Here is a 25,254-nt window from a genome sequence, read left to right as displayed (position 1 = left end):
AAGGGACGCAAGTGTAAGCCTGCGCCCCCGGACAGTCAAGACGACTGGTCTCTTTTTGACCACCTCGCGGGTAGGTAACTACCCGGAGGCGGCGCACCGGCCCAACTCAGCTTTCGCGATTGAGCTCGGCGCTCAGAGCTTCTTCCACGTCTGCCGCAGTAACGCCCTGTTCTTCCAGTTCGCGCTTGCGACGACGCTCGGCGTGGTAAGCCAGACCGGTACCTGCCGGAATCAGCCGGCCAACCACAACGTTTTCTTTCAGGCCGCGGAGGTAATCCCGTTTACCGGTAACCGCACCTTCGGTGAGTACCCGGGTGGTTTCCTGGAACGAAGCCGCGGAAATGAACGACTCCGTGGCCAGGGACGCCTTGGTGATACCCAGCAGCAGACGCTCGAACCGCGCCGGCTCCTTGTCTGCCACATCGGCCTTTTCGTTTTCTTCCAGCACCTGGGTGATTTCCACCTGATCACCGGACAGCAGGGTCGTATCACCCGGATCGGTAATTTCGACCTTGCGCAGCATCTGCCGAACGATAACCTCAATGTGTTTATCGTTGATGACAACGCCCTGCAGACGGTACACGTCCTGGATCTCGTTGGTGATGTACTTGGCAAGCGCGACAACACCCAGCAGGCGCAGGATGTCATGCGGGTTGGACGGGCCATCGGAAATCACTTCACCCTTTTCAACCGTCTCGCCTTCGAACACGTTCATCTGACGATGCTTCGGAATAAGTACTTCGTAGGCATCGCCATCCTTCGGCGTGATCACCAGACGCTTCTTACCCTTGGTTTCCTTACCGAAGGACACCATGCCGCTAATCTCGGCAAGGATAGAAGACTCTTTCGGGCGACGGGCCTCGAACAGATCGGCAACCCTTGGCAGACCACCGGTGATATCCCGTGTCTTGGAGCTTTCCTGCGGAATCCGGGCAACCACGTCGCCGAGCTCGATCTTGGCGCCGTTCGCCATGGTAACCAGGGCGTTCGCGGGCAGGAAGAAGATTGCAGTGCCGCCACCTGGCAGCTCCACCTCTTCTCCTGTCGCATCGATCAGCTGGATGGCCGGACGGATATCCTTACCCGCCGCAGGACGCTCTTTCGGATCGATGACCTCCATGGTGGACAGGCCGGTCAGTTCGTCGGTCTGGGTGCGGACGGTAATGCCCTGATCCATGTTGACGAACTTGGCGGTGCCTTCCGCTTCGGCGATGATCGGGTGAGTGTGTGGATCCCACTTGGCCACCGCAACACCAGCTTCAACCGTATCACCGTGCTTCACGGACAGCACGGCACCGTAGGGCAGCTTGTACCACTCACGTTCACGCCCCTGATCATCCGCGATGGCCAGGGCAGAGGAACGGGATACTACAACAAGAGAACCGTCGCTCTTTTCAATCGATTTCAGGTTGTGCAGGCGTACTTTACCGCCATGCTTGACCTGGATGTTGTCAACGGCCGATGCCCGGCTCGCAGCACCACCAATGTGGAAAGTCCGCATGGTCAGCTGGGTACCCGGTTCACCGATGGACTGGGCAGCAATAACACCCACGGCCTCGCCAACGTTCACCCGGTGACCACGGGCCAGATCGCGGCCATAGCACTTCGAGCAGATGCCGTGACGGGTCTCACAGGTAATTGCGGAACGAACCCAGACTTCGTCGACACCGGCTTGCTCAAGGGCTTCAACCGCTTTCTCGTCCAGCAGGGTGCCCGCCGAAACAACGGCGTTGTCCTTGTCTGTCGGAGTAAACGCATCACGGGCTGTAACACGCCCCAGCACGCGGTCACCCAGAGGCACAACAACGTCGCCGCCTTCGATATGCGGCGTCATCAGCAGGCCTTCGTCAGTACCGCAATCGTCCTCGGTAACAACCAGATCCTGGGAAACGTCAACCAGACGACGGGTCAGGTAACCAGAGTTCGCCGTCTTCAGTGCGGTATCCGCCAGACCTTTCCGGGCGCCGTGAGTTGAGATGAAGTACTGGAGTACGTTCAGACCCTCACGGAAGTTCGCGGTGATCGGTGTTTCGATGATGGAGCCGTCGGGCTTGGCCATCAGGCCACGCATACCGGCCAACTGACGAATCTGGGCGGCTGAACCCCGGGCGCCGGAATCGGCCATCATGTACACGGAGTTGAAAGACTCCTGCATCTCGAACTCGCCATCTTCACCCTTGACAGGCTGCCCGTCAGGACCGATCACCTGCTCCTTGGAAAGACGCTCCATCATGGCCTTGGACACTTTGTCGTTGGCACGGGACCAGATATCGATAACCTTGTTGTACTTCTCGCCCTGGGTCAGCAGACCGGACGCGTACTGGGTTTCGATATCCTTCACCTCGGCGGATGCCGCATCAACCAGCTCGTACTTCTCCGGGGGAATCTCGAAATCGTTGAAACCGATTGAGATACCGGACACGGTGGCGTAGTGATAGCCCATGTACATCAGCTGGTCCGCGAAGATAACCGTGTCTTTCAGACCGGCATCACGGTAGCAGGTGTTGATCAGGTTGGAGATAGCCTTCTTGACCATGGGCTTGTTCACCAGGTCGTAAGACAGGCCGTCCGGCACGATATCAAACAGCAGGGCGCGACCGACCGTGGTATCAACGATCTTGTACTCTTCGGTGCGCGAACCGTCCTCGGCAATCGCAACTTCTTTCACCCGAACCTTCACAATAGCCTGAAGATCGACCTTGCCGGCACCGTAGGCCCGGTGCGCCTCTTTGACGTCGGCGAACACCATACCTTCACCGAGGGCGCTCTTGCGCTCACGGGTCATGTAGTACAGACCAAGTACCACGTCCTGGGACGGTACAATGATCGGCTCGCCGTTGGCCGGCGACAGTACGTTGTTGGTGGACATCATCAACGCACGGGCTTCGAGCTGGGCTTCCAGGGTCAGCGGTACGTGCACCGCCATCTGGTCACCGTCAAAGTCGGCGTTGTAAGCCGCACATACCAGCGGGTGCAGCTGGATCGCCTTGCCTTCGATCAGCACCGGCTCGAACGCCTGGATACCCAGACGGTGCAGGGTCGGGGCGCGGTTCAGCATGATCGGATGCTCGCGGATGACTTCGTCCAGGATATCCCAGACCACGCCTTCCTCACGCTCAACCATCTTCTTGGCGGCCTTGATGGTGGTCGCCAGGCCGCGGTGCTCCAGCTTGGAGAAAATAAACGGCTTGAACAGCTCCAGGGCCATCTTCTTCGGAAGACCACACTGGTGCAGACGCAGGTAGGGGCCGACCACGATCACCGAACGACCGGAGTAGTCCACCCGCTTACCCAGCAGGTTCTGACGGAAACGACCCTGCTTACCCTTAATCATGTCAGCCAGGGACTTCAGCGGGCGCTTGTTGGTGCCGGTGATGGCACGGCCACGACGGCCGTTGTCCAGCAGCGCGTCCACGGCTTCCTGCAGCATCCGTTTCTCGTTGCGCACGATAATGTCCGGAGCATTCAGCTCCAGCAGGCGCTTGAGCCGGTTGTTCCGGTTAATTACCCGGCGGTACAGGTCGTTCAGGTCTGACGTCGCAAACCGACCGCCGTCCAGCGGCACCAGCGGACGCAGATCCGGCGGAAGAACCGGCAGCACGGTCATGACCATGTCGCCCGGCTTGTTGCCGGAGTACAGGAACGCCTCGAGAATCTTCAGGCGCTTGCTGAATTTCTTGATCTTGGTTTCAGAGTTGGTCTGCGGGATCTCTTCACGCAGCGCATCAACCTCTTCCTGCAGGTCGATACCTTCCAGCAGCTCCTTGACCGCTTCGGCACCCATACGGGCGTCGAACTCGTCACCGAATTCTTCCAGGGCTTCGTAGTACTGCTCGTCATTCAGCAGTTGCCCTTTCTCCAGGGTGGTCATCCCCGGATCGATCACAATAAAGGATTCGAAGTACAGGACCCGCTCGATGTCGCGCAGGGTCATGTCCAGCATCAGGCCAATGCGGGACGGCAGTGACTTCAGGAACCAGATGTGTGCCACCGGGCTTGCCAGCTCGATGTGGCCCATGCGCTCACGACGCACACTGGCCAGCGCAACCTCAACGCCACACTTCTCGCAGATGACACCGCGGTGCTTCAGACGCTTGTACTTGCCACACAGGCACTCATAGTCCTTGATCGGGCCGAAGATCTTGGCACAGAAAAGACCGTCGCGCTCCGGCTTGAAGGTACGGTAGTTAATGGTCTCAGGCTTCTTCACTTCGCCAAAGGACCAGGAACGGATCATATCAGGCGACGCCAGGCCAATTCGGATGGCGTCAAATTCCTTGCTTTGGTTCTGGCTCTTGAGAAGATTCAGCAAATCTTTCATCAGTAAAAGCTCCGGATGGCGTTAATCTCGGGCGGGCACAGGTCGTGCCCGCTCACGCTGCCAAAAACAATTCGGCTCACTCGGATTCCAGCTCGATGTCGATACCCAGCGAGCGGATTTCCTTGACAAGAACGTTGAAGGATTCGGGCATGCCCGGCTCCATCCGATGATCGCCATCGACAATGTTCTTGTACATCTTGGTCCGACCGTTCACGTCATCAGACTTGACGGTGAGCATCTCCTGCAGCGTATAGGCTGCACCGTAGGCCTCAAGGGCCCACACTTCCATCTCACCGAAGCGCTGGCCACCGAACTGGGCCTTACCACCCAGCGGCTGCTGGGTAACCAGGCTGTAAGAGCCGGTGGAACGAGCGTGCATCTTGTCATCGATCAGGTGGTTCAGCTTCAGGATGTACATGTAACCAACCGTCACCGGGCGATCGAAGGCATCACCGGTGCGACCATCGTACAGCCTGGTCTGGCCGGTAGTGCTCATCCCCGCCAGCTCAAGCATACGCTTGACCTCGGCCTCCTTGGCACCGTCGAACACCGGCGTTGCCATGGGAACACCGCCACGGAGGTTATGGCACATCTCCAGGGTTTCCTTGTCAGACAGGGAATCCAGATCCACCTTGAACACTTCGTCCGAATGATTGTAGATCTCATCCAGCAGCTTGCGTAATTCCGCGACCTTGCGCTGCTCGTCCAGCATCTGGCTGATTCGCTCACCCAGACCTTTGGCCGCCGCGCCCAGATGGGTCTCAAGCACCTGACCTACGTTCATCCGCGAGGGCACACCCAGCGGGTTCAGAACCACGTCAACCGTATTGCCGTGTTCGTCGTAAGGCATGTCTTCGATCGGCATAACCGAGGAAATAACACCCTTGTTACCGTGACGACCGGCCATCTTGTCACCCGGCTGGATGCGACGCTTGATCGCCAGGTATACCTTGACGATTTTCAGTACGCCCGGGGCAAGGTCATCACCCTGCTGAAGCTTGCCTTTCTTATCATCAAAGCGCGCTTCGTGCTCCTTCTTGCGATCCTCCAGACCCTGCTCGGATTTCTCCAGCAGCTCGTTCAGGCTCTCGTCTTTCATCCGGAGCTTGAACCAGTCGGAACGCGGCAGGTCGGCCAGGTAGCCTTCCTCAAGAGTTGCGCCTTTTTTCAGGCCCGGACCACTGATCACTACCTGGCCTTTGAGGGCGCTCATGAGACGCTCAAAAGTAGCCCCTTCAACAATGCGGTATTCGTCCTTCAGATCCTTGCGGTACTGATCCAACTGCTCTTTCTCGATGGACTGGGCACGCTGGTCCTTCTCGATACCGTCGCGGGTAAATACCTGAACATCAATGACCGTACCGCGGGTACCGGTCGGCACCCGTGAGGAGGTGTCCTTAACATCGGACGCCTTCTCACCGAAGATGGCACGCAGCAACTTCTCCTCTGGTGTCAGCTGGGTTTCACCCTTCGGGGTCACCTTGCCAACCAGGATATCGCCCGGCCCCACTTCCGCACCGATGTACACAATGCCGGACTCATCCAGCTTGGACAGCGCACTTTCACCAACGTTCGGAATATCCGCGGTGATTTCTTCGCTGCCCAGCTTGGTGTCCCGGGCCACACAGGTCAGTTCCTGAATGTGAATGGTAGTCAGACGGTCTTCCTGAACCACTTTCTCGGAGATGAGGATGGAGTCCTCGAAGTTGTAACCGTTCCAGGGCATGAACGCGATGCGCATGTTCTGCCCCAGCGCCAGTTCACCCAGGTCCACGGACGGGCCATCAGCCAACACGTCACCGCGGGCGATGACATCACCCTGACGCACGATGGAGCGCTGGTTAATGCAGGTGTTCTGGTTCGAACGGGTGTACTTGGTGAGGTTGTAGATATCCACACCGGCATCACCCGCTTCGGTTTCCTCGTTGTTAACACGGACCACGATACGGGCCGCATCAACACTCTCGATGACGCCACCGCGACGGGCCGTTACACAAACACCGGAGTCCTGGGCCACCGTGCGCTCAACACCAGTACCGACCAGCGGCACCTGTGAACGAAGCGTCGGAACCGCCTGACGCTGCATGTTTGCACCCATCAGTGCGCGGTTGGCGTCGTCGTGTTCCAGGAACGGAATCAGTGACGCAGCCACCGACACCACCTGGCGCGGAGACACGTCCATGAAGTTGACGCTTTCCGGCGGGGTGACGGTGAACTCGTTCTGGTGACGCACGGTAACCAGCTCATCGGTCAGGCGCTTGGACTTTTCGTCCATCGCGGCACTGGCCTGGGCGATCACATAATTGCTTTCTTCAATGGCAGACAGGTACACCACTTCGTCGGTGACCACACCTTCAACCACTTTCCGGTACGGACTTTCAAGGAAGCCGTAGGAATTGGAGCGGGCATAGGTCGCCAACGAGTTGATCAGACCGATGTTCGGGCCTTCCGGTGTCTCGATCGGGCACACACGTCCGTAATGGGTCGGGTGTACGTCGCGAACCTCAAAGCCGGCACGCTCACGGGTCAGACCACCGGGACCAAGAGCCGAGATACGACGCTTGTGAGTCACTTCGGACAGTGGGTTGTTCTGATCCATGAACTGGGACAACTGGCTGGAACCAAAAAACTCTTTAACCGCTGCGGCTACGGGCTTGGCGTTGATCAGGTCCTGAGGCATCAGGCCTTCACTTTCCGCCAGGCTCAGACGCTCACGAACCGCGCGCTCAACCCGCACGAGACCCACACGGAACTGGTTCTCGGCCATTTCACCAACGCAGCGAACACGACGGTTACCCAGGTTATCGATGTCATCCACATTGCCCTGGCCGTTACGGATATCGATCAGGGTCTTGAGAACATCGATGATGTCTTCGTGGGTCAGCGTGCCTTCACCGGTGCTTTCCTCACGGCGAAGACGACGGTTGAGCTTCATCCGGCCAACCGCTGACAGGTCATAGCGCTCTTCGGAGAAGAACAGGTTATTGAACAGGTTCTCAGCCGACTCTTTGGTGGGCGGCTCGCCCGGGCGCATCATCCGGTAAATCTCAACCAGCGCTTCCAGCGGGGTGCGGGTCGGATCGATGCGCAGGGTATCGGACATGAACGGACCGCAGTCCAGATCGTTGGTGTAAAGGGTTTCGATCTCCTTTACGCCCGCATCCAGAATCTTGGTGACCAGCTCTTCGGTGAGCTCGGAGTTACACTCAACCAGAACTTCACCGCTGGCCTGATCGATCATGTCCTTGGCCAGGACGCGGCCGTACAGGTACTCGGTCGGTACCTCAAGCTCATTGATGCCGGCTTTTTCCAGCTGCTTGATGTGACGGGCGGTAATCCGGCGACCTTCCTCGACAATCACATTGCCGTCATTGTCCTTGATATCGAAGGTGGCGATGTCACCCCGCAGACGGCTCGGCACCAGCTCCAGCTTGCACACTTCCGCGCCCAGGCTGAATTTACTGGTTTCAAAGAACATCTCAAGCATCTGCTCGGAGGTGTAGCCAAGTGACCGCAGCAGAATAGACGCCGGCAGCTTGCGGCGACGGTCGATCCGAACGAACACGGAGTCCTTCGGATCAAACTCGAAGTCCAGCCAGGAACCACGATAAGGAATCACCCGGGCCGAATACAGCAGCTTGCCGGAGGAATGGGTCTTACCCTTGTCGTGGTCGAAGAACACACCCGGCGACCGGTGGAGCTGGGAAACAATAACGCGCTCGGTACCGTTGATAACGAAGGTACCGTTCTCGGTCATCAGGGGCATTTCGCCCATGTACACTTCCTGCTCTTTAATGTCCTTGATCGCCTTGTTGGACGATTCCTTATCGTAAATGATAAGGCGGACTTTCACCCGCAGCGGTGCTGCGTAGGTTACGCCCCTCAGCTGGCATTCCTTGACATCAAAAACCGGCTCGCCAATACGGTAACTCACGTATTCGAGTGCGGCATTGCCAGAGTAACTGACAATCGGGAATACGGATTTGAATGCTGCGTGAAGACCGGTTTCCCGGCGGTCTTCAGGAGCGGCTTCCATTTGGAGGAAGTCCCTGAACGAATCCAGCTGAATAGACAGCAAATAGGGGACGTCCATCACGGAAGGCAATTTACTAAAATCTTTGCGAATCCGCTTTTTCTCAGTGTAGGAGTAAGTCATCTGCATTCCCCAGCTTTAGACCTGATACCTGGTATCAAGAAGCAACCATTGTTCTGCTTCGGGGCCGAATTGCTCGGCTTATCGCGCCGTCTTGAACAAGACTCTGGCTGTAGGTTTTGAATCGAACATCAACCTGCAATTGCTCGCCAGACTCTATAGCATATACAACAGAAAAAGGCCGGTGGCCCAAAGCCACCAGCCTGTCCATGCTTATCGCACGGTTTCGATCAACAGCCGACTCTTACTTAAGCTCAACGGAAGCGCCTGCTTCCTCAAGCTTCTTCTTGGCTGCCTCAGCGTCGTCTTTGCTGGCAGCTTCCTTGATTGCGGAAGGTGCGCTGTCGACCATTTCCTTAGCTTCTTTCAGACCCAGGCCGGTCAGTTCACGAACGGCCTTGATTACGTTGACCTTCTTCTCACCGGGACCGGTAAGAATTACGTCAAATTCGGTCTGCTCTTCAGCAGCGGCGGCTTCGCCACCAGCGGCGGCAGGCGCAGCAGCAACAGCTGCAGCGGCAGACACACCGAACTTCTCTTCCATTGCTTCAACAAGCGAAACTACGTCCATTACGCTCATTTCTGCGATTGCATTCAAAATGTCTTCGTTAGACAGAGCCATGACTTTCTCCCAAAAATATAAAAAATGGTGTTCAACAGAATCAAGCAGCTTCTTGCTTCTGGTCGCGAACTGCCGCTACAGCACGAGTCACTTTCGAAGGAACTTCGTTCAGTGTCCGTGCCAGCTTGGTGATCGGTGCCTGTGTAACTGCGGCCAGCATTGTCAACGCTTCGTGACGTGTTGGCAGCTTGGCAAGACGGTCGATCTGGTTTGCACCCATCAGCTCTCCGCCGACGGCCAATCCCTTGATCTCGAACGCCTCTTTCTCTTTGGCGAAATCCTTCAGCAGACGCGCTGCCGCGCCCGGATCTTCCATAGAGAATGCCAGAATGGTCGGACCAACCAGCGCTTCATCAATGCACTCGAACTCGGTACCGCGAATCGCGATCTTTGCCAGGTTGTTACGAACAACCTTCAGACGCACGTTTTCGGCACGAGCCTTGGCGCGAAGCGCCGTCATGTCACCAGAGGTCACACCACGGTAGTCAGCCAGAACCACAGACAGAGCACCACCGGCAGTCTCGTTGACTTCAGCGACGATCGCTTTCTTGTCTTCGAGTCTAATTGCCACTGGATTTCTCCTCGATTTCGCCGGGGATATCCCGGCAAACCCACATATACCCCTCACGGGGCTCCCAACGGTGTTTGGGTTCAGAGAGAACGTCTTCACACCGTCTGCGCAGGCGTTGCTTTAACCCTTGTGGCGCTTCCGGTAAACCCGAAGCGCTTCGGGGGCCTGCGGTCTTTGACAGCCTTGGCTTCCGCCCAGACTACAAAGTAACTACCGCTCAGAGAATCAGATGTTCAGACCGCTCTGATCGATAGTCAGGCCAGGACCCATAGTCGAGGAAACGGTGATCTTCTTGAGATACACGCCTTTCGCCGACGAGGGTTTGGCCTTTTTCAGATCTGCCACCAGAGCCTCAAGGTTCTCCTTGATGTTCTCGGCAGAAAACTCAACGTTACCCAGCGGGGCATGGATAATGCCGTTCTTGTCGGTGCGGTAACGAACCTGCCCTGCCTTGGCGTTTTTGACCGCAGTCTCAACGTCAGGAGTCACAGTACCCACCTTCGGGTTCGGCATCAGGCCACGGGGACCCAGAATCTGGCCCAGCTGACCAACAACACGCATGGCATCGGGAGTGGCGATAACCACGTCGAAATCCATGTTGCCTTTTTTAACTTCGTCTGCCAGATCGTCCATACCGACGATATCTGCACCGGCCGCTGTCGCTTTCTCGGCATTGGCGCCCTGGGTAAAGACGGCCACCCGGACAGTCTTACCGGTGCCATGTGGCAGAACAGTACTGCTACGAACCACCTGATCGGATTTACGTGCATCAACGCCCAGGTTTACAGCCACGTCTACTGACTCTTTAAACTTCACGCTCTGACCCAGCTCGACCAGCAGCGAAACTGCCTCGTCAACAGAGTAGGAACGGGTAGAGTCTACCTTTTCACGAATAAGCTTCTGACGCTTGCTCAGCTTTGCCATGTTACAGGCCCTCCACGTTCAGACCCATACTGCGGGCTGTTCCTGCAATGGTACGTACCGCTGCGTCCATATCGGCAGCGGTCAGATCCGGCTCTTTGGTCTTGGCAATTTCTTCAAGTTGCTCACGGGTCACGGTACCAACCTTGTCGGTATTCGGACGACCGGAGCCACTCTTGATGCCGGCGGCCTTCTTGAGAAGAACCGGTGCAGGCGGAGTCTTGGTGATAAAGGTAAAGCTGCGATCACTGTAAACCGTGATAACAGTAGGAATCGGCAGGCCTGGCTCCATATCCTGGGTCTGTGCGTTAAACGCCTTACAGAACTCCATAATGTTTACGCCGCGCTGACCCAGTGCAGGACCAACGGGGGGACTTGGATTGGCCTTACCGGCAGCAACCTGAAGCTTGATATAGGCTTCGATCTTCTTAGCCATGATACATCTCCTGTGGGTTCAGACGCCTTTCGGCTCCCCTTTAGTTACAGCTGCAAAAAGCAGACACAAAAAGCCCGCGTCGCCATAGCGCGCGAGCTTCCAGCTTTCGTATTGCCGGTCAGTCTTTCTCGACCTGCCCAAACTCCAGCTCTACCGGAGTTGAACGGCCGAAGATCAAAACGGCAACCTTGACACGACTCTTGTCGTAGTCAACTTCTTCTACAACGCCGTTGAAGTCAGCGAAAGGCCCTTCAACAACACGAACAACTTCACCTGGCTCAAACAGGGTCTTGGGCTTGGGCTTGTCCGCACCACTCTCGACACGACGCAGAATTGCTTCTGCCTCTTTCTCGGTGATGGGTGCCGGCTTATCCTTGGTGCCACCGATAAAACCCAGAACCCGTGGCGTGTTCTTTACAAGGTGCCACGTTGCGTCATCCATTTCCATCTGGACCAGTACGTACCCTGGATAGAATTTGCGCTCACTCTTGCGCTTCTTCCCTTCACGCATCTCGACGACTTCCTCGGTCGGAACCAGGATTTCGCCGAACCTGTCTTCCATGCCATCAAGAGCAACACGCTCTTTCAGAGTGCGCATTACCTGCTTTTCGAAGCCAGAATACGCATGAACGACGTACCAGCGCTTAGCCATTGCCCACTCCTGTTAACCGATAAACCCGGCGACCAGCAAGCTGATCAGCGAATCCATACCCCACAACAACAGCGCAACGACCAGCACAAACACCACAACAATCGCAGTTGTCTGCACCAATTCGGGCCTGGTGGGCCATACCACTTTCCGGATCTCCACCCTCGCTTCCTTCAGCAGCGTCGCAAAACGACGACCACGATCGGTTTGAAGGGCGACAAGCGCCGCAACAATCGCGAGACCTACAAGAGCCAGAACCCGATACAGCAGAGACTCGGCACTATAATACTGATTCCCCACCACACCGATGGCGATCAGAACGAAAACAACCAGCCACTTCACGAAATCGAAACGGCTGGTCGACTGAACGGCTTTTGACTCCATAGGAATCAACTTATGTATCCGGATGTTAAAAAATGGCAGGCCAGGAGGGAATCGAACCCCCAACCTGCGGTTTTGGAGACCGCTGCTCTGCCAATTGAGCTACTGGCCTGCACCGAAACAACTCAGCGCACTTACTCTCGAGTAACCTACTCGATGATCTTGGAGACCACGCCGGCACCAACGGTACGGCCGCCTTCGCGAATCGCGAAGCGCAGACCATCTTCCATGGCGATCGGAGCAATCAGGGTAACACTCATCTTCACGTTGTCACCCGGCATAACCATTTCCACGCCTTCCGGCAGTTCACAGGAACCCGTTACGTCGGTAGTACGGAAGTAGAACTGCGGACGGTAGCCCTTGAAGAACGGCGTATGACGACCACCCTCTTCCTTGGACAGCACGTACACTTCGCACTCGAACTTGGTGTGCGGCTTGATGGAGCCCGGCACACACAGAACCTGACCACGCTCAACGTCGTCACGCTTGGTTCCACGCAGCAGAACACCCACGTTCTCACCAGCACGGCCTTCGTCCAGCAGCTTGCGGAACATTTCAACGCCGGTACACGTGGTCTTCACGGTATCCTTGATACCCACGATTTCCACTTCGTCACCAACCTTGATGATGCCACGCTCAACACGACCGGTTACCACCGTACCACGACCGGAGATGGAGAATACGTCCTCAATCGGCATCAGGAACGGCTGATCAATCGCACGCTCCGGCTCAGGGATGTAGTCGTCCAGGGCCTCTACCAGCTTCTTGACCGCGGAAGTACCCATCTCGTTGTCATCTTTGCCTTCCAGCGCCATCAACGCAGAACCGGTAATGATCGGCGTGTCGTCACCCGGGAAGTCGTACTGGCTCAGCAGGTCACGAACTTCCATCTCTACCAGCTCAAGCAACTCTTCATCGTCTACCATGTCCGCCTTGTTCAGGAACACAACGATGTAAGGTACGCCCACCTGACGGGACAGCAGGATGTGCTCACGAGTCTGCGGCATGGGGCCGTCCGCTGCGGAGCAAACCAGAATAGCGCCGTCCATCTGGGCCGCACCCGTGATCATGTTCTTCACATAATCCGCGTGGCCCGGGCAGTCTACGTGAGCGTAGTGACGGGTCGGGGAATCGTACTCAACGTGAGAGGTCGCAATGGTAATACCACGCGCACGCTCTTCCGGGGCGTTATCAATCTGGTCAAACGCACGGCTCTCACCCGTACCCCAGACTTCGTGACACACGCGAGTCAGGGCTGCTGTCAAAGTGGTCTTGCCATGGTCAACGTGACCAATGGTGCCCACGTTCAAGTGCGGCTTATTACGTTCAAACTTAGACTTAGACATTCGACCAATCTCCCTAATCAACCAGGATCGTAACGTTGACCGGATAAATAATGGAGCTCATGACCGGAATTGAACCGGTGACCTCATCCTTACCAAGGATGTGCTCTACCGACTGAGCTACATGAGCACTGCAAGCAAATTGGAGCGGGCAGCGGGAATCGAACCCGCGTCATCAGCTTGGAAGGCTGAGGTAATAGCCACTATACGATGCCCGCGAGCAATTAGTGGTGGAGGGGGCAGGATTCGAACCTGCGAAGGCGATGCCGTCAGATTTACAGTCTGATCCCTTTGGCCACTCGGGAACCCCTCCGAGTCGGATTCACTTATGCAAATCCGTCAAAACTTAAAAATGGAGCTGGCGGACGGAATCGAACCCCCGACCTGCTGATTACAAGTCAGCTGCTCTACCAACTGAGCTACGCCAGCCCACAATCGCCTCTTCAGCGAGGGCGGTATACTACGGATTTTTTTCTGGCGTTGCAACACCTTCACAAGGCCTGAACTCGACGAAATCAAAATCGTTGCCGTAATCCGCTTTCACCGCCTGAACCAGTTCCTCCGCGAGGTCCGGCTCAGCCTCAAAAGTGAGGGCGTAGCTTATCTGATTTCGGGGGAAGTTGACCAGTACCGCATTAAGATTCTGATGTTTTTTTTCTTCCAGCATGGATATTGCAGATTTCCGATGCTCGAACAGGCCGAGGGAAATGGCGTTGCGGTTCTCCCCCCCGGTTACCAGGTAGGAATCGATACCCTGTCGCTGAATATCCCGAAACTGGCGCAAAGCCACCTCCCGGGGCTGAGGCGGGATGAGCACCCAGTATAAGGGAGGGAGCGCCCGGCCTTCCTCTTCAACGGCAAAACCCGCCTCGCTGACAAGAGGCTGGCTATTGATCAGTTCCCGGGCACGCTCAGCGGTGTCTATCCAGCCAAGGCGTACGCAGGACAACACAGGCGCTTCTTGAGACGGAACCACTTTGACCGGCCCCCCCTCCGGATCCGGTGACTTCAGACTGACTACCCTCGGGAGACTTCCACTGGCGACTTTGGCCATGCCACCGGAGGGCCCAAGATAATCAGGAAGATAATAAAGCCCCAGACTCAAAAGCAGCAGGAGTAGCGCCATCCATCGCATCAGGACGCTTCCTCATCAGCAATGGCACGGAGGCCCGCCAAGACCAGATCAGGACGATGGATTCCGGACAGGCCAAGCCCGATGAGTCGATCCGCATCGCCACCGGTAACCAGAACATCCGCAAGACCAAACGCCTGCGCATCCCAAAGGATACGGACAATCATGGCGTCCGACAGCCACGCAACCCCATGGTTAACGCATTCGCCGGTGCTTTTGCCAGGACCGGTTTCCAAAACCTGCCCAGGATCGAATCCGATACGCGCCGCATCGGTTTTGAGGCTCCGGAACATCATCTGCAGGCCCGGGAGAATATACCCCCCGAGGTGCCGGCCGTACTGATCCACAAAATCCACGGTGACCGCACTACCCGCGTCCACAACAACAAAGCCCTGCTTGTGGCCAATCCACGCACCATACATCGCATGCCAGCGATCAGCGCCCATCCTGTCGTAGTCGGAATAGGCATTTTGAAGCCCACCCCGCTCCGGTTCCGACCAATAACAACGGGCAGGCACGTTGCTCAGCCCCGCCAGATAACCGAGCAGTCGCTCGCGCTTCTCCTCTGAGGCAACCGTTGAAACCGCAATCCGGCTAATGCGGGATGCAAAGCCTGCAATGCCCGGTAACGGATTTTCCTCATCCAGCACGCCGGCACCGCTGGCTACTGTCTCGCCGGCTTCCTCGAGACACCATTTGAGCCGGGTATTACCGGCGTCAACGTAGAGCTTCATTGCATTACCCGCAAGCTGATCTCTCCGGCTCGTACCGGAACGATTCCGTCAGCGGTCCGTATCTGGTAATTACCATTGTCATCAATACCGCAACCAACGCCTTCAACATCGCCACCTCGCGCCTGAAGCGGCTTCCCCATAAAAATATCGCGCCGCTGCCAGGGCTCACGAAAGTCCCCGAAACCCAGGTCCGAAAAAATCGGAACCGCATCCAGTACTGCTTCAATAATGGCGCCAGCGATCTGATTCCGTGACCACACAATCTCCGGACACGTCCTGGCGAGGCTGCTCCACGGCTGATCAACACCTTCTGCCCGGGACATGTGAACATTGAGCCCGATACCAGCGATCACCTGAACAACCCCTTCCTCAAGCTCGCCCTGCAACTCTACAAGAATACCGCCCAGCTTGCCGTCTGGAAGAAAGATGTCATTGGGCCATTTGAGCCCAACCTCTGGCACGCCAAGCTGCTCAAGCGCGTTGGCGACGGCAACACCCAACACCAGGCTCAAACCATCAAGAACGCCAAACCCACCATGGAAAGTTAGCCCCATGCTCAAGTAGAGATTTTCTCCCCGTGGGCTCTGCCAGACGCGACCTCTACGTCCGCGTCCCGCAGTCTGACAATCAGCGATGGCTACCGGCATTTTCCCGGCCCCTGCCGCGACCTGCCTGATCACTTCGGCATTGGTTGAATCCACTTCATCGAGCACATTCAAAGATAGCGCTTCCCTGCGCCACGGATCGAGACACTGGAGCACTGAATCCCGGTCAAGAAGGTCAACCCGGGAAACCAGCTGATACCCGCGCCCGCGAATTGTGGCAATCTCAATGCCCTCGTCCATGGCGCGACGAATCTGTTTCCAGATCGCGGTGCGACTAACGCCAAGGCGAGCGGCCAGGAACTCGCCCGAGTGAACCTGGCCGTCACTGAGAAGCTCTAAAAGTGCCTTGGATTTCATAAGACGTATCCAGCCATAAAATTGGGTAAGGCCGGATTAAACACCAGGGAGGCGAAAAAAACAAAGTCGGCGGTCAGGCTTTGCGAATTCGCCGCCGACAGATCAGGGAATGGGCGTTGCAGTCAGGTTTACATTGATATCGAGCACGCCTTGTCACATGGGGGCCGTTGTAGTGCACAGCAGGGCCTCGATCCAAAACAAAAAAGCCCCGGCAGCATACGCTGTCGGGGCTGTTTTATTTAGGAGCCTGACGATGACCTACTCTCACATGGGCAACGCCACACTACCATCGGCGCTGGTCTGTTTCACTTCTGAGTTCGGGATGGGATCAGGTGGTTCCAGACCGCTATGGTCGTCAGGCAAAACGGTTGATCACTGGGGGACGAGATGGAACGTTCAGGGTGTTTTCTGAGTGATAATCGATTTCGGTTTGCGTTACCCGCAATTGTCTTGGGTGTTATATAGTCAAGCCGCACGAGCAATTAGTATCGGTTAGCTCAACGCCTCGCAGCGCTTACACACCCGACCTATCAACGTCCTGGTCTTGAACGGCTCTTCAGGGCCCTCGAGGGGCCAGGGAGATCTCATCTTGGAAGGGGCTTCCCGCTTAGATGCTTTCAGCGGTTATCCTGTCCGAACATAGCTACCGGGCAATGCCACTGGCGTGACAACCCGAACACCAGAGGTTCGTCCACTCCGGTCCTCTCGTACTAGGAGCAGCTTTCCTCAAATCTCCAACGTCCACGGCAGATAGGGACCGAACTGTCTCACGACGTTCTAAACCCAGCTCGCGTACCACTTTAAATGGCGAACAGCCATACCCTTGGGACCGGCTTCAGCCCCAGGATGTGATGAGCCGACATCGAGGTGCCAAACACCGCCGTCGATGTGAACTCTTGGGCGGTATCAGCCTGTTATCCCCGGAGTACCTTTTATCCGTTGAGCGATGGCCCTTCCATACAGAACCACCGGATCACTATGACCTACTTTCGTACCTGCTCGACGTGTCTGTCTCGCAGTTAAGCGGGCTTGTGCCATTACACTAACCGCATGATGTCCGACCATGCTTAGCCCACCTTTGTGCTCCTCCGTTACGCTTTGGGAGGAGACCGCCCCAGTCAAACTACCCACCACACAGTGTCCTCATCCCCGATCAGGGGACCAAGTTAGAACCTCAAACAGGTCAGGCTGGTATTTCAAGGTTGGCTCCATGAGAACTGGCGTTCCCACTTCAAAGCCTCCCAGCTATCCTACACAAACATGCTCAAAGTTCACTGTGAAGCTATAGTAAAGGTTCACGGGGTCTTTCCGTCTAGCCGCGGATACACCGCATCTTCACGGCGATTTCAATTTCACTGAGTCTCGGGTAGAGACAGCGCCCCCATCGTTACGCCATTCGTGCAGGTCGGAACTTACCCGACAAGGAATTTCGCTACCTTAGGACCGTTATAGTTACGGCCGCCGTTTACCGGGGCTTCGATCAAGAGCTTCGCGCAAGCGCTAACCCCATCAATTAACCTTCCGGCACCGGGCAGGCGTCACACCGTATACGTCCACTTTCGTGTTTGCACAGTGCTGTGTTTTTAATAAACAGTCGCAGGGGCCTGGTATCTTCGACCGGCGTCCGCTCCACCCGCAGGGGCTTCACGTAATACCGGCGTGCCTTCTCCCGAAGTTACGGCACCATTTTGCCTAGTTCCTTTACCCGAGTTCTCTCAAGCGCCTTGGTATTCTCTACCTGACCACCTGTGTCGGTTTGGGGTACGGTCCCGAATAGCCTGAAGCTTAGAAGATTTTCCTGGAAGCAGGGCATCAATGACTTCCCGCTCTATGAGCAGTCGTCGTCGCGTCTCGAGATTGTGGACCCGGATTTGCCTAAGTCCACTCCCTACTCGCTTAAACCGGGACAACCGTCGCCCGGCTCACCTAGCCTTCTCCGTCTCTCCATCGCAGCTATCCAAGGTACGGGAATATTAACCCGTTTCCCATCGACTACACCTTTCGGTCTCGCCTTAGGGGCCGACTCACCCTGCGCCGATTAGCGTTGCGCAGGAACCCTTGGTCTTCCGGCGTGGGGGTTTTTCACCCCCATTGTCGTTACTCATGTCAGCATTCGCACTTCTGATACCTCCAGCATGCTTCTCAACACACCTTCGCAGGCTTACAGAACGCTCCCCTACCCCGTGCACTTGCGTGCACAGCCGCAGCTTCGGTGACCAGTTTGAGCCCCGTTACATCTTCCGCGCAGGCCGACTCGACTAGTGAGCTATTACGCTTTCTTTAAAGGATGGCTGCTTCTAAGCCAACCTCCTAGCTGTCTGAGCCTTCCCACATCGTTTCCCACTTAACTGGTACTTGGGGACCTTAGCTGGCGGTCTGGGTTGTTTCCCTCTTCACGATGGACGTTAGCACCCACCGTGTGTCTCCCGGATAGTACTCACAGGTATTCGGAGTTTGCATCGGGTTGGTAAGTCGGGATGACCCCCTAGCCGAAACAGTGCTCTACCCCCTGTGGTATTCGTCCGAGGCGCTACCTAAATAGCTTTCGGGGAGAACCAGCTATCTCCGGGCTTGATTAGCCTTTCACTCCGATCCACAAGTCATCCCCTGGCTTTTCAACGACAGTGGGTTCGGTCCTCCAGTTGATGTTACTCAACCTTCAACCTGCTCATGGATAGATCGCCCGGTTTCGGGTCTATGCCCAGCGACTAAATCGCCCTATTCAGACTCGGTTTCCCTACGGCTCCCCTAAACGGTTAACCTCGCCACTGAACATAAGTCGCTGACCCATTATACAAAAGGTACGCCGTCACGGAACACGTCCGCTCCGACTGCTTGTACGCATACGGTTTCAGGATCTATTTCACTCCCCTCACAGGGGTTCTTTTCGCCTTTCCCTCACGGTACTGGTTCACTATCGGTCAGTCAGGAGTATTTAGCCTTGGAGGATGGTCCCCCCATGTTCAGACAGGATATCACGTGTCCCGTCCTACTCGATTTCACTGAACTTGGGTTTCGGATACGGGGCTATCACCCACTATGGCGGCCCTTTCCAGAGCCTTCTCCTACCCGTCGTCCAGCTTAAGGGCTGGTCCCCGTTCGCTCGCCGCTACTGAGGGAATCTCGGTTGATTTCTTTTCCTCGGGGTACTTAGATGTTTCAGTTCCCCCGGTTCGCCCCGCACAGCTATGTATTCACTGTACGGTACCGACCCGAAAGTCGGTGGGTTTCCCCATTCAGAGATGCCCGGATCACAGCTTGTTTGCCAGCTCCCCGAGCCTTATCGCAGGCTTCCACGTCTTTCATCGCCTCTGACTGCCAAGGCATCCACCGTATGCGCTTAGTTGCTTGACTATATAACCCCAAGACAACTGTTCACGAATCAACATCCCTTACCAGGCAAGCCTGACAAAGAACCCTGTTTCGAGACAGTCACTTGAAGCAATATAACAACCACTTCAACGACAACACCGGATAACGCTTGAAATCGCTATCACATTGAACACGTTTTCTCGGAGATAATGAGAAAACGTCTTCGTGTTCTATCTCGTCCAATTTGTTAAAGAGCAAATCTGACCCAGTGATCAGAAAGAAGGTCTTCAGCCATAACCCTTAACTCGGTCATCAAACTGAAAAACTTGTTTCTGTACACTGCCAACTCGCGTTGGTCAGTAAACTTGGTGGAGCTAGGCAGGATCGAACTGCCGACCTCCTGCGTGCAAGGCAGGCGCTCTCCCAGCTGAGCTATAGCCCCGTCTACTTGTCCAGCTTCTGTCACTCGTCGTTGCAGCCTTCGTTCGCATCCGTCATGACCCATCGAGGGTCACTCCTTCACTCACTCACGCTGCGCCTGGATTGACAAAACCTGTCCGGCGCATCCGCGTTCGTCACTCACTTCGGGTTACCCAACCGGCGTGCCCCGCAACTCCAAGGCATGCTCCGAAAATTGGGTTAGCCTAGGCATCGGCGGGTGTAGCGTGCGAGTAGCACGTGAGCCCGGCGATAACGACGGATAACGCAATTTTGGTGGGTCTGGGTGGATTTGAACCACCGACCTCACCCTTATCAGGGGTGCGCTCTAACCAACTGAGCTACAGACCCAAAGGTACGGGCCTGTAAGACCCTTTGCTCTCTTTATTAGCCAACCAAGTAATTCGTGTGGACTCTGACCGAAGCCTTCGGCTTCGTTTAAGGAGGTGATCCAGCCGCAGGTTCCCCTACGGCTACCTTGTTACGACTTCACCCCAGTCATGAACCACACCGTGGTGATCGTCCTCCCGAAGGTTAGACTAACCACTTCTGGTGCAATCCACTCCCATGGTGTGACGGGCGGTGTGTACAAGGCCCGGGAACGTATTCACCGTGACATTCTGATTCACGATTACTAGCGATTCCGACTTCACGCAGTCGAGTTGCAGACTGCGATCCGGACTACGACGCGTTTTGTGAGATTGGCTCCCCTCGCGGGTTTGCAGCCCTCTGTGCGCGCCATTGTAGCACGTGTGTAGCCCTGGCCGTAAGGGCCATGATGACCTGACGTCATCCCCACCTTCCTCCGGTTTGTCACCGGCAGTCTCCCTAGAGTTCTCAGCCAAACTGCTAGCAACTAGGGATAGGGGTTGCGCTCGTTACGGGACTTAACCCAACATCTCACGACACGAGCTGACGACGGCCATGCAGCACCTGTGTCTGAGCTCCCGAAGGCACCAATCCATCTCTGGAAAGTTCTCAGCATGTCAAGGCCAGGTAAGGTTCTTCGCGTTGCGTCGAATTAAACCACATGCTCCACCGCTTGTGCGGGCCCCCGTCAATTCATTTGAGTTTTAACCTTGCGGCCGTACTCCCCAGGCGGTCAACTTAGTGCGTTAGCTGCGCCACTAAGACTTCAAGAGTCCCAACGGCTAGTTGACATCGTTTACGGCGTGGACTACCAGGGTATCTAATCCTGTTTGCTCCCCACGCTTTCGCACCTCAGTGTCAGTGTTGGTCCAGGGTGCCGCCTTCGCCACTGGTGTTCCTTCCTATATCTACGCATTTCACCGCTACACAGGAAATTCCACACCCCTCTACCACACTCTAGCCTGACAGTTCGAAATGCCGTTCCCAGGTTAAGCCCGGGGCTTTCACATCTCGCTTATCAAACCACCTACGCGCGCTTTACGCCCAGTAATTCCGATTAACGCTTGCACCCTCCGTATTACCGCGGCTGCTGGCACGGAGTTAGCCGGTGCTTCTTCTGTGAGTAACGTCAATCCTCAAGGGTATTAACCTTAAGGCCTTCCTCCTCACTGAAAGTGCTTTACAACCCGAAAGCCTTCTTCACACACGCGGCATGGCTGGATCAGGGTTGCCCCCATTGTCCAATATTCCCCACTGCTGCCTCCCGTAGGAGTTCGGGCCGTGTCTCAGTCCCGATGTGGCTGATCATCCTCTCAGACCAGCTACGGATCGTCGCCTTGGTGGGCCTTTACCCCACCAACTAGCTAATCCGGCTTAGGCTCATCTGATAGCGCAAGGTCCACTCTCCGAAAAGAACAGATCCCCTGCTTTCCCCCGAAGGGCGTACGCGGTATTAATCCGGGTTTCCCCGGGCTATCCCCCACTACCAGGCAGATTCCTAAGCATTACTCACCCGTCCGCCGCTCGTCAGCATCCCGAAGGACCTGTTACCGCTCGACTTGCATGTGTTAAGCCTGCCGCCAGCGTTCAATCTGAGCCATGATCAAACTCTTCAGTTTAAATCATACAAGAATCCGAAGATCCTCTATTCTTGCTCAAGACAAAACTCAATTTCGACGAGTCACTGTCCTGATATTTCATCTCCGAAATACCTCGGCCAGCGCCCACACGAATTACTTGGTTAACTTTTTAAAGAGCGGTTGAGCCGTGGCTCAATCAAGGAGGCGTATTCTACATCGTTCCGCCACCCTGTCAACCGTTTATTTCGAACAATTTAAATATCAAATTTTCGAATACTTTCAAACAGTTGTCTTTCGAATCCAGAGCCTCCCAACTGGCCTGCCCCTCGAAAGAGATGCGCATTCTACAGACCTGCGCCAAGGTGTCAACGGCGATCCTGAAAAAAATTTCAAAATCGCCGAAACCCGGTTACGCAGTGACCAAAACCCGGGCTATCTTCTTCTTTCCCGCCTGTATGACGCAGTCGTCACCTTTCACGAACACCCGGTCGCCCTCGAATTTCCGGCCATCGACGAAAACCGCCCCACGCCCCAGCACATCGCGGGCGGCAGCACCGTTCTTTACCAGGCCTGCCAAACGCAATACCGAAGCCATTGGCATCCCGGACTGACCTTCAAGTGAAACCTCAATGGTCGGCAGGTTCTCGGGAATCTCCCCAAGAGAAACACGGTTCCCAGCTGACTTGTGCGCCGTCTTTGCAGCCTCTTCACCATGGAAGCGGGTAATAATCTCTTCCGCCAGCAACTTTTTATAATCCTGGGGATTGCCCCCCACCGACACTTCCTTCCGGAACGTCTCCACCTCTGCAAGCGGACGGAAGCTCAGCAGCTCAAAGTAACGCCAGAGAAGATCATCCGGCATCGACAACAGCTTGGTGTACATCTCACCCGGAGAATCATTAACGCCCACATAGTTCCCAAGGGACTTGGACATCTTCTGAACGCCATCAAGCCCCTCCAGAATAGGCATGGTGAGAATCGCCTGGGGAGACTGACCATAATGCTTCTGAAGAATCCGTCCCATCAGCAAGTTGAACTTCTGATCGGTCCCACCCAATTCAACGTCTGCCTCAAGGGCGACCGAATCGTACCCCTGCACCAGGGGATAGAGAAACTCATGGATCGCAATGGCCTGCTCCGCCCGGTAGCGCTTGGTAAAATCATCGCGCTCAAGCATACGGGCAACGGTATACTGTCCCGCCAGCTTGACCATATCGGCCGCGGTCATTTTGCCCATCCATTCGGAGTTGAAAACCACACGGGTTTTCGATGGATCGAGAATCTTGAACACCTGCTCTTTATAGCTGACCGCGTTATCGGCTACCTGTTGCTCTGTCAGAGGGGGCCGGGTGGCACTCTTTCCGGTCGGATCACCAATCATCCCAGTAAAGTCACCGATCAGGAAGATGACCTCGTGACCCAGATCCTGAAACTGACGAAGCTTGTTAATAAGGACGGTGTGTCCAAGGTGAAGATCGGGCGCAGTGGGATCGAAGCCGGCCTTAATCCTGAGAGGACGGCCCTTCCTTAGTTTTTCTACCAACTCACCTTCCGGAATGAGTTCGTCTACTCCGCGCTTGATAATCGCCAACGCTTCATCAGTGCATGCCATGACCAACACGTCCCCAATCTTGATCTTGAAAGATTTCATCGGTTACAGACTTCAACAAAAGAAATCTGTGAGTTACCCGCTCTCCTGCTAGAGTGGTTTGACCAGATTTTGACCAACACCGAAACAAAAGGGCGGCGCATTATAACAACGCTGCCAAAAGAAATCCGGAGGATGGGGCAGTAACCGTAATATTTCACGCTGTCCCGCATGCATTTTATACGGTAATCTGTTGGACTATACTTGAACAGCAGCTTTAATTAGATAGTACAAGCTGCCGGAATACCGATTAAAACGGGTGTGACACGTGCTGAAAATGTTTCCAAAAACACACATTACCATTGCTGCAGCGGCGACTGTGATTGTTACCGCCACTGTTCTGATGAGCCCCAGCAGCAATGTCGAAGCCAAGCGGATGTCCTATTCACTGGATCTGGAGCAGGGAACCGTCGCAAAGACGAACGCTGAACCGGAGCCGTCAGCGCAACCGGGTTCGCTCTCAGTGGACGAACAGCCTGCATCGCCTACGGCAGATTCCACAGAGCAGTCTTCCCAGCAAGTCAGCGTTACCGAGCCTGCAGCCCCGGCCGCGCCGGAACAACCGGAACTGGAGTGGCAAACCTTCGCCATCAAGTCGGGCGACACCCTGTCCTCACTATTCAAGAAAGCTGGATTCAATGACGGCATCATGCTCTCGGTGATCCACGGCGACGGAGAAGCCGAAAAGTTGCAGCGCCTCTACGCCGGTGAAACGATCCGTTTCGCCACAGCTGGTGACGGCGCTCTGGCTTTCGTTGAGCTGCAGCGCAACCTCCTGGAAACCCTGAAAATCAGCAGGGAAGGCGAAAGCTTCACCGGCGAGACGGAAGTTCGCAAACCTGAAGCACGGCCGGCGTTCGCTTCCGGAACAATCGACGGCTCACTTTATCTTGCCGCTCGCGAAGCTGGACTTAATGACCAACTCACTATGGAGTTGGCCGGTATCTTCGGCTGGGAAATCGACTTTGTGTACGACGTCCGCAAGGGCGACCAGTTTGAAGTGGTCTATGAAGAACTTTACCTTGATGGCGAGAAGTTCGATACCGGTCGCATCCTATCTGCCCGATTTGTGAACCGTGGCGAGGAGAACACTGCCCTACTCTACACCGACAGCAATGGCGACAGCGATTATTACAACCCCAACGGCAAAAGCATGCGCAAGGCATTCCTGCGCACGCCGATTAATGCGCGGGTATCCTCGCCGTTCAATCTTCAAAGGCGCCACCCTGTTCTGGATGTGGTTCGTCCTCACGAGGGCACCGACTATGGCGCCCCCCCAGGAACCCCCATCAAGGCAGCCGGCGCAGGTCGTGTGAAGTTTGCAGGATGGAAAGGCGGTTACGGCCGCACGGTTATCCTGAAGCATGGCGACAACATCACCACGCTTTACGCCCATATGAGTCGCCTTGGAAAGGGCATTAAGAATGGCACCCGGGTAAAGCAGGGCGAAACCATCGGCTATGTCGGTTCCTCCGGCATGGTAACCGGGCCACATCTACACTATGAGTTCCGGCTGAACGGCGCTCCGCGCAACTCACGCACTGTGAAATTGCCGGACGCAAAACCTGTACCGTCTTCCGAGATGGCCCGCTTCAAGCAGGTCACCGAACAACGAATCGCACAATTTGATGTTTTCCGCGAGAGCTACCGGCAACTCGCACTGGCTTCAGACGACTGAGCGC

Annotated in this window: 14 protein-coding genes, 7 tRNA genes and 3 rRNA genes; 1 reads left to right on the top strand and 23 read right to left on the bottom strand. The window is 55.7% G+C overall.

The features are described 5' to 3' along the window. Window positions 1–106: 106 nt before the first annotated feature. The 23 genes from rpoC to tyrS form a co-directional block, all read right to left on the bottom strand. The gene (gene rpoC / locus NLK58_RS16260; RefSeq protein WP_341581305.1) at window positions 107–4,321 is read right to left on the bottom strand and encodes a DNA-directed RNA polymerase subunit beta'; all 4,215 of its coding nucleotides are present in this window, start codon (window positions 4,319–4,321) and stop codon (window positions 107–109) included. Between the two features lie 76 nt (window positions 4,322–4,397). Continuing rightward, on the bottom strand, window positions 4,398–8,477 hold the full coding sequence (rpoB, locus tag NLK58_RS16255) for a DNA-directed RNA polymerase subunit beta (RefSeq protein WP_341581304.1): 4,080 nt from the start codon (window positions 8,475–8,477) through the stop codon (window positions 4,398–4,400). Window positions 8,478–8,718: 241 nt separating this feature from the next. Next, the gene (rplL, locus tag NLK58_RS16250; protein WP_117619465.1) at window positions 8,719–9,096 is read right to left on the bottom strand and encodes a 50S ribosomal protein L7/L12; all 378 of its coding nucleotides are present in this window, start codon (window positions 9,094–9,096) and stop codon (window positions 8,719–8,721) included. A 40-nt stretch (window positions 9,097–9,136) separates the two neighbouring features. Beyond that, window positions 9,137–9,667, bottom strand: coding sequence for a 50S ribosomal protein L10 (gene rplJ / locus NLK58_RS16245; protein WP_117619464.1), 531 nt, complete (start codon window positions 9,665–9,667; stop codon window positions 9,137–9,139). A 225-nt stretch (window positions 9,668–9,892) separates the two neighbouring features. Further along, window positions 9,893–10,591, bottom strand: a complete 699-nt coding sequence (rplA, locus tag NLK58_RS16240) for a 50S ribosomal protein L1 (RefSeq protein ID WP_117619463.1) — start codon at window positions 10,589–10,591, stop codon at window positions 9,893–9,895. A gap of 1 nt (window position 10,592) precedes the next feature. After that, on the bottom strand, window positions 10,593–11,024 hold the full coding sequence (gene rplK, locus NLK58_RS16235; RefSeq protein WP_012139849.1) for a 50S ribosomal protein L11: 432 nt from the start codon (window positions 11,022–11,024) through the stop codon (window positions 10,593–10,595). Window positions 11,025–11,142: 118 nt separating this feature from the next. Continuing rightward, complete coding sequence (nusG, locus tag NLK58_RS16230) at window positions 11,143–11,676, bottom strand: transcription termination/antitermination protein NusG (RefSeq protein ID WP_117619462.1); 534 nt, start codon at window positions 11,674–11,676, stop codon at window positions 11,143–11,145. A 12-nt stretch (window positions 11,677–11,688) separates the two neighbouring features. After that, complete coding sequence (secE, locus tag NLK58_RS16225; RefSeq protein WP_099619732.1) at window positions 11,689–12,057, bottom strand: preprotein translocase subunit SecE; 369 nt, start codon at window positions 12,055–12,057, stop codon at window positions 11,689–11,691. A 33-nt stretch (window positions 12,058–12,090) separates the two neighbouring features. After that, window positions 12,091–12,166 (bottom strand) — tRNA-Trp (locus NLK58_RS16220). 37 nt (window positions 12,167–12,203) lie between these two features. Further along, the gene (gene tuf / locus NLK58_RS16215; RefSeq protein ID WP_117619468.1) at window positions 12,204–13,400 is read right to left on the bottom strand and encodes an elongation factor Tu; all 1,197 of its coding nucleotides are present in this window, start codon (window positions 13,398–13,400) and stop codon (window positions 12,204–12,206) included. A 51-nt stretch (window positions 13,401–13,451) separates the two neighbouring features. Beyond that, window positions 13,452–13,527: transfer RNA gene (locus tag NLK58_RS16210), tRNA-Thr, on the bottom strand. Between the two features lie 13 nt (window positions 13,528–13,540). Beyond that, a tRNA-Gly gene (locus NLK58_RS16205) sits at window positions 13,541–13,615 on the bottom strand. Window positions 13,616–13,625: 10 nt separating this feature from the next. Beyond that, window positions 13,626–13,710: transfer RNA gene (locus tag NLK58_RS16200), tRNA-Tyr, on the bottom strand. Window positions 13,711–13,750: 40 nt separating this feature from the next. Next, window positions 13,751–13,826: transfer RNA gene (locus NLK58_RS16195), tRNA-Thr, on the bottom strand. Window positions 13,827–13,857: 31 nt separating this feature from the next. Beyond that, window positions 13,858–14,532: a hypothetical protein gene (locus tag NLK58_RS16190; RefSeq protein ID WP_341581303.1), complete on the bottom strand. Its 675-nt coding sequence runs from the start codon at window positions 14,530–14,532 to the stop codon at window positions 13,858–13,860. Then, window positions 14,532–15,263, bottom strand: a complete 732-nt coding sequence (locus NLK58_RS16185; RefSeq protein ID WP_341581302.1) for a type III pantothenate kinase — start codon at window positions 15,261–15,263, stop codon at window positions 14,532–14,534. Before NLK58_RS16185 ends, NLK58_RS16190 begins: the two co-directional genes overlap by 1 nt. Then, complete coding sequence (locus NLK58_RS16180) at window positions 15,260–16,225, bottom strand: biotin--[acetyl-CoA-carboxylase] ligase (RefSeq protein ID WP_341581301.1); 966 nt, start codon at window positions 16,223–16,225, stop codon at window positions 15,260–15,262. The genes NLK58_RS16185 and NLK58_RS16180 overlap by 4 nt, the downstream gene beginning before the upstream one ends. A 245-nt stretch (window positions 16,226–16,470) precedes the next feature. Next, window positions 16,471–16,585 (bottom strand): 5S ribosomal RNA (gene rrf / locus NLK58_RS16175). Between the two features lie 101 nt (window positions 16,586–16,686). Continuing rightward, window positions 16,687–19,579 (bottom strand): 23S ribosomal RNA (locus tag NLK58_RS16170). A gap of 324 nt (window positions 19,580–19,903) precedes the next feature. Then, window positions 19,904–19,979, bottom strand: a tRNA-Ala gene (locus NLK58_RS16165). A 270-nt stretch (window positions 19,980–20,249) separates the two neighbouring features. Continuing rightward, window positions 20,250–20,326: transfer RNA gene (locus NLK58_RS16160), tRNA-Ile, on the bottom strand. An 88-nt stretch (window positions 20,327–20,414) separates the two neighbouring features. After that, window positions 20,415–21,963, bottom strand: a 16S ribosomal RNA gene (locus tag NLK58_RS16155). Together the 16S, 23S and 5S rRNA genes with 2 tRNA genes alongside form the textbook arrangement of a ribosomal RNA operon. A gap of 370 nt (window positions 21,964–22,333) precedes the next feature. Continuing rightward, window positions 22,334–23,536, bottom strand: coding sequence for a tyrosine--tRNA ligase (gene tyrS, locus NLK58_RS16150; RefSeq protein ID WP_341581300.1), 1,203 nt, complete (start codon window positions 23,534–23,536; stop codon window positions 22,334–22,336). Between the two features lie 304 nt (window positions 23,537–23,840). On the opposite strand from tyrS, the gene NLK58_RS16145 reads away from it, so the two are divergent. After that, complete coding sequence (locus tag NLK58_RS16145) at window positions 23,841–25,250, top strand: peptidoglycan DD-metalloendopeptidase family protein (RefSeq protein WP_341581299.1); 1,410 nt, start codon at window positions 23,841–23,843, stop codon at window positions 25,248–25,250. Window positions 25,251–25,254 lie beyond the last annotated feature (4 nt).

The sequence above is a fragment of the Marinobacter metalliresistant genome (assembly GCF_038098645.1).
GTDB lineage: Bacteria > Pseudomonadota > Gammaproteobacteria > Pseudomonadales > Oleiphilaceae > Marinobacter > Marinobacter metalliresistant.
Note: the sequence above shows the minus strand (reverse complement) of the source record. Positions and strands in the feature narration are given on the sequence as shown.

Coding starts and splice junctions, on each gene's coding strand:
- tyrS (WP_341581300.1), bottom strand. CDS start 23,536: ATGGCATGCACTGATGAAGCGTTGGCGATTATCAAGCGCGGAGTAGAC.
- NLK58_RS16185 (WP_341581302.1), bottom strand. CDS start 15,263: ATGAAGCTCTACGTTGACGCCGGTAATACCCGGCTCAAATGGTGTCTC.
- NLK58_RS16190 (WP_341581303.1), bottom strand. CDS start 14,532: ATGCGATGGATGGCGCTACTCCTGCTGCTTTTGAGTCTGGGGCTTTAT.
- rplK (WP_012139849.1), bottom strand. CDS start 11,024: ATGGCTAAGAAGATCGAAGCCTATATCAAGCTTCAGGTTGCTGCCGGT.
- rplL (WP_117619465.1), bottom strand. CDS start 9,096: ATGGCTCTGTCTAACGAAGACATTTTGAATGCAATCGCAGAAATGAGC.
- NLK58_RS16180 (WP_341581301.1), bottom strand. CDS start 16,225: ATGAAATCCAAGGCACTTTTAGAGCTTCTCAGTGACGGCCAGGTTCAC.
- rplA (WP_117619463.1), bottom strand. CDS start 10,591: ATGGCAAAGCTGAGCAAGCGTCAGAAGCTTATTCGTGAAAAGGTAGAC.
- rpoC (WP_341581305.1), bottom strand. CDS start 4,321: ATGAAAGATTTGCTGAATCTTCTCAAGAGCCAGAACCAAAGCAAGGAA.
- rpoB (WP_341581304.1), bottom strand. CDS start 8,477: ATGACTTACTCCTACACTGAGAAAAAGCGGATTCGCAAAGATTTTAGT.
- nusG (WP_117619462.1), bottom strand. CDS start 11,676: ATGGCTAAGCGCTGGTACGTCGTTCATGCGTATTCTGGCTTCGAAAAG.
- tuf (WP_117619468.1), bottom strand. CDS start 13,400: ATGTCTAAGTCTAAGTTTGAACGTAATAAGCCGCACTTGAACGTGGGC.
- secE (WP_099619732.1), bottom strand. CDS start 12,057: ATGGAGTCAAAAGCCGTTCAGTCGACCAGCCGTTTCGATTTCGTGAAG.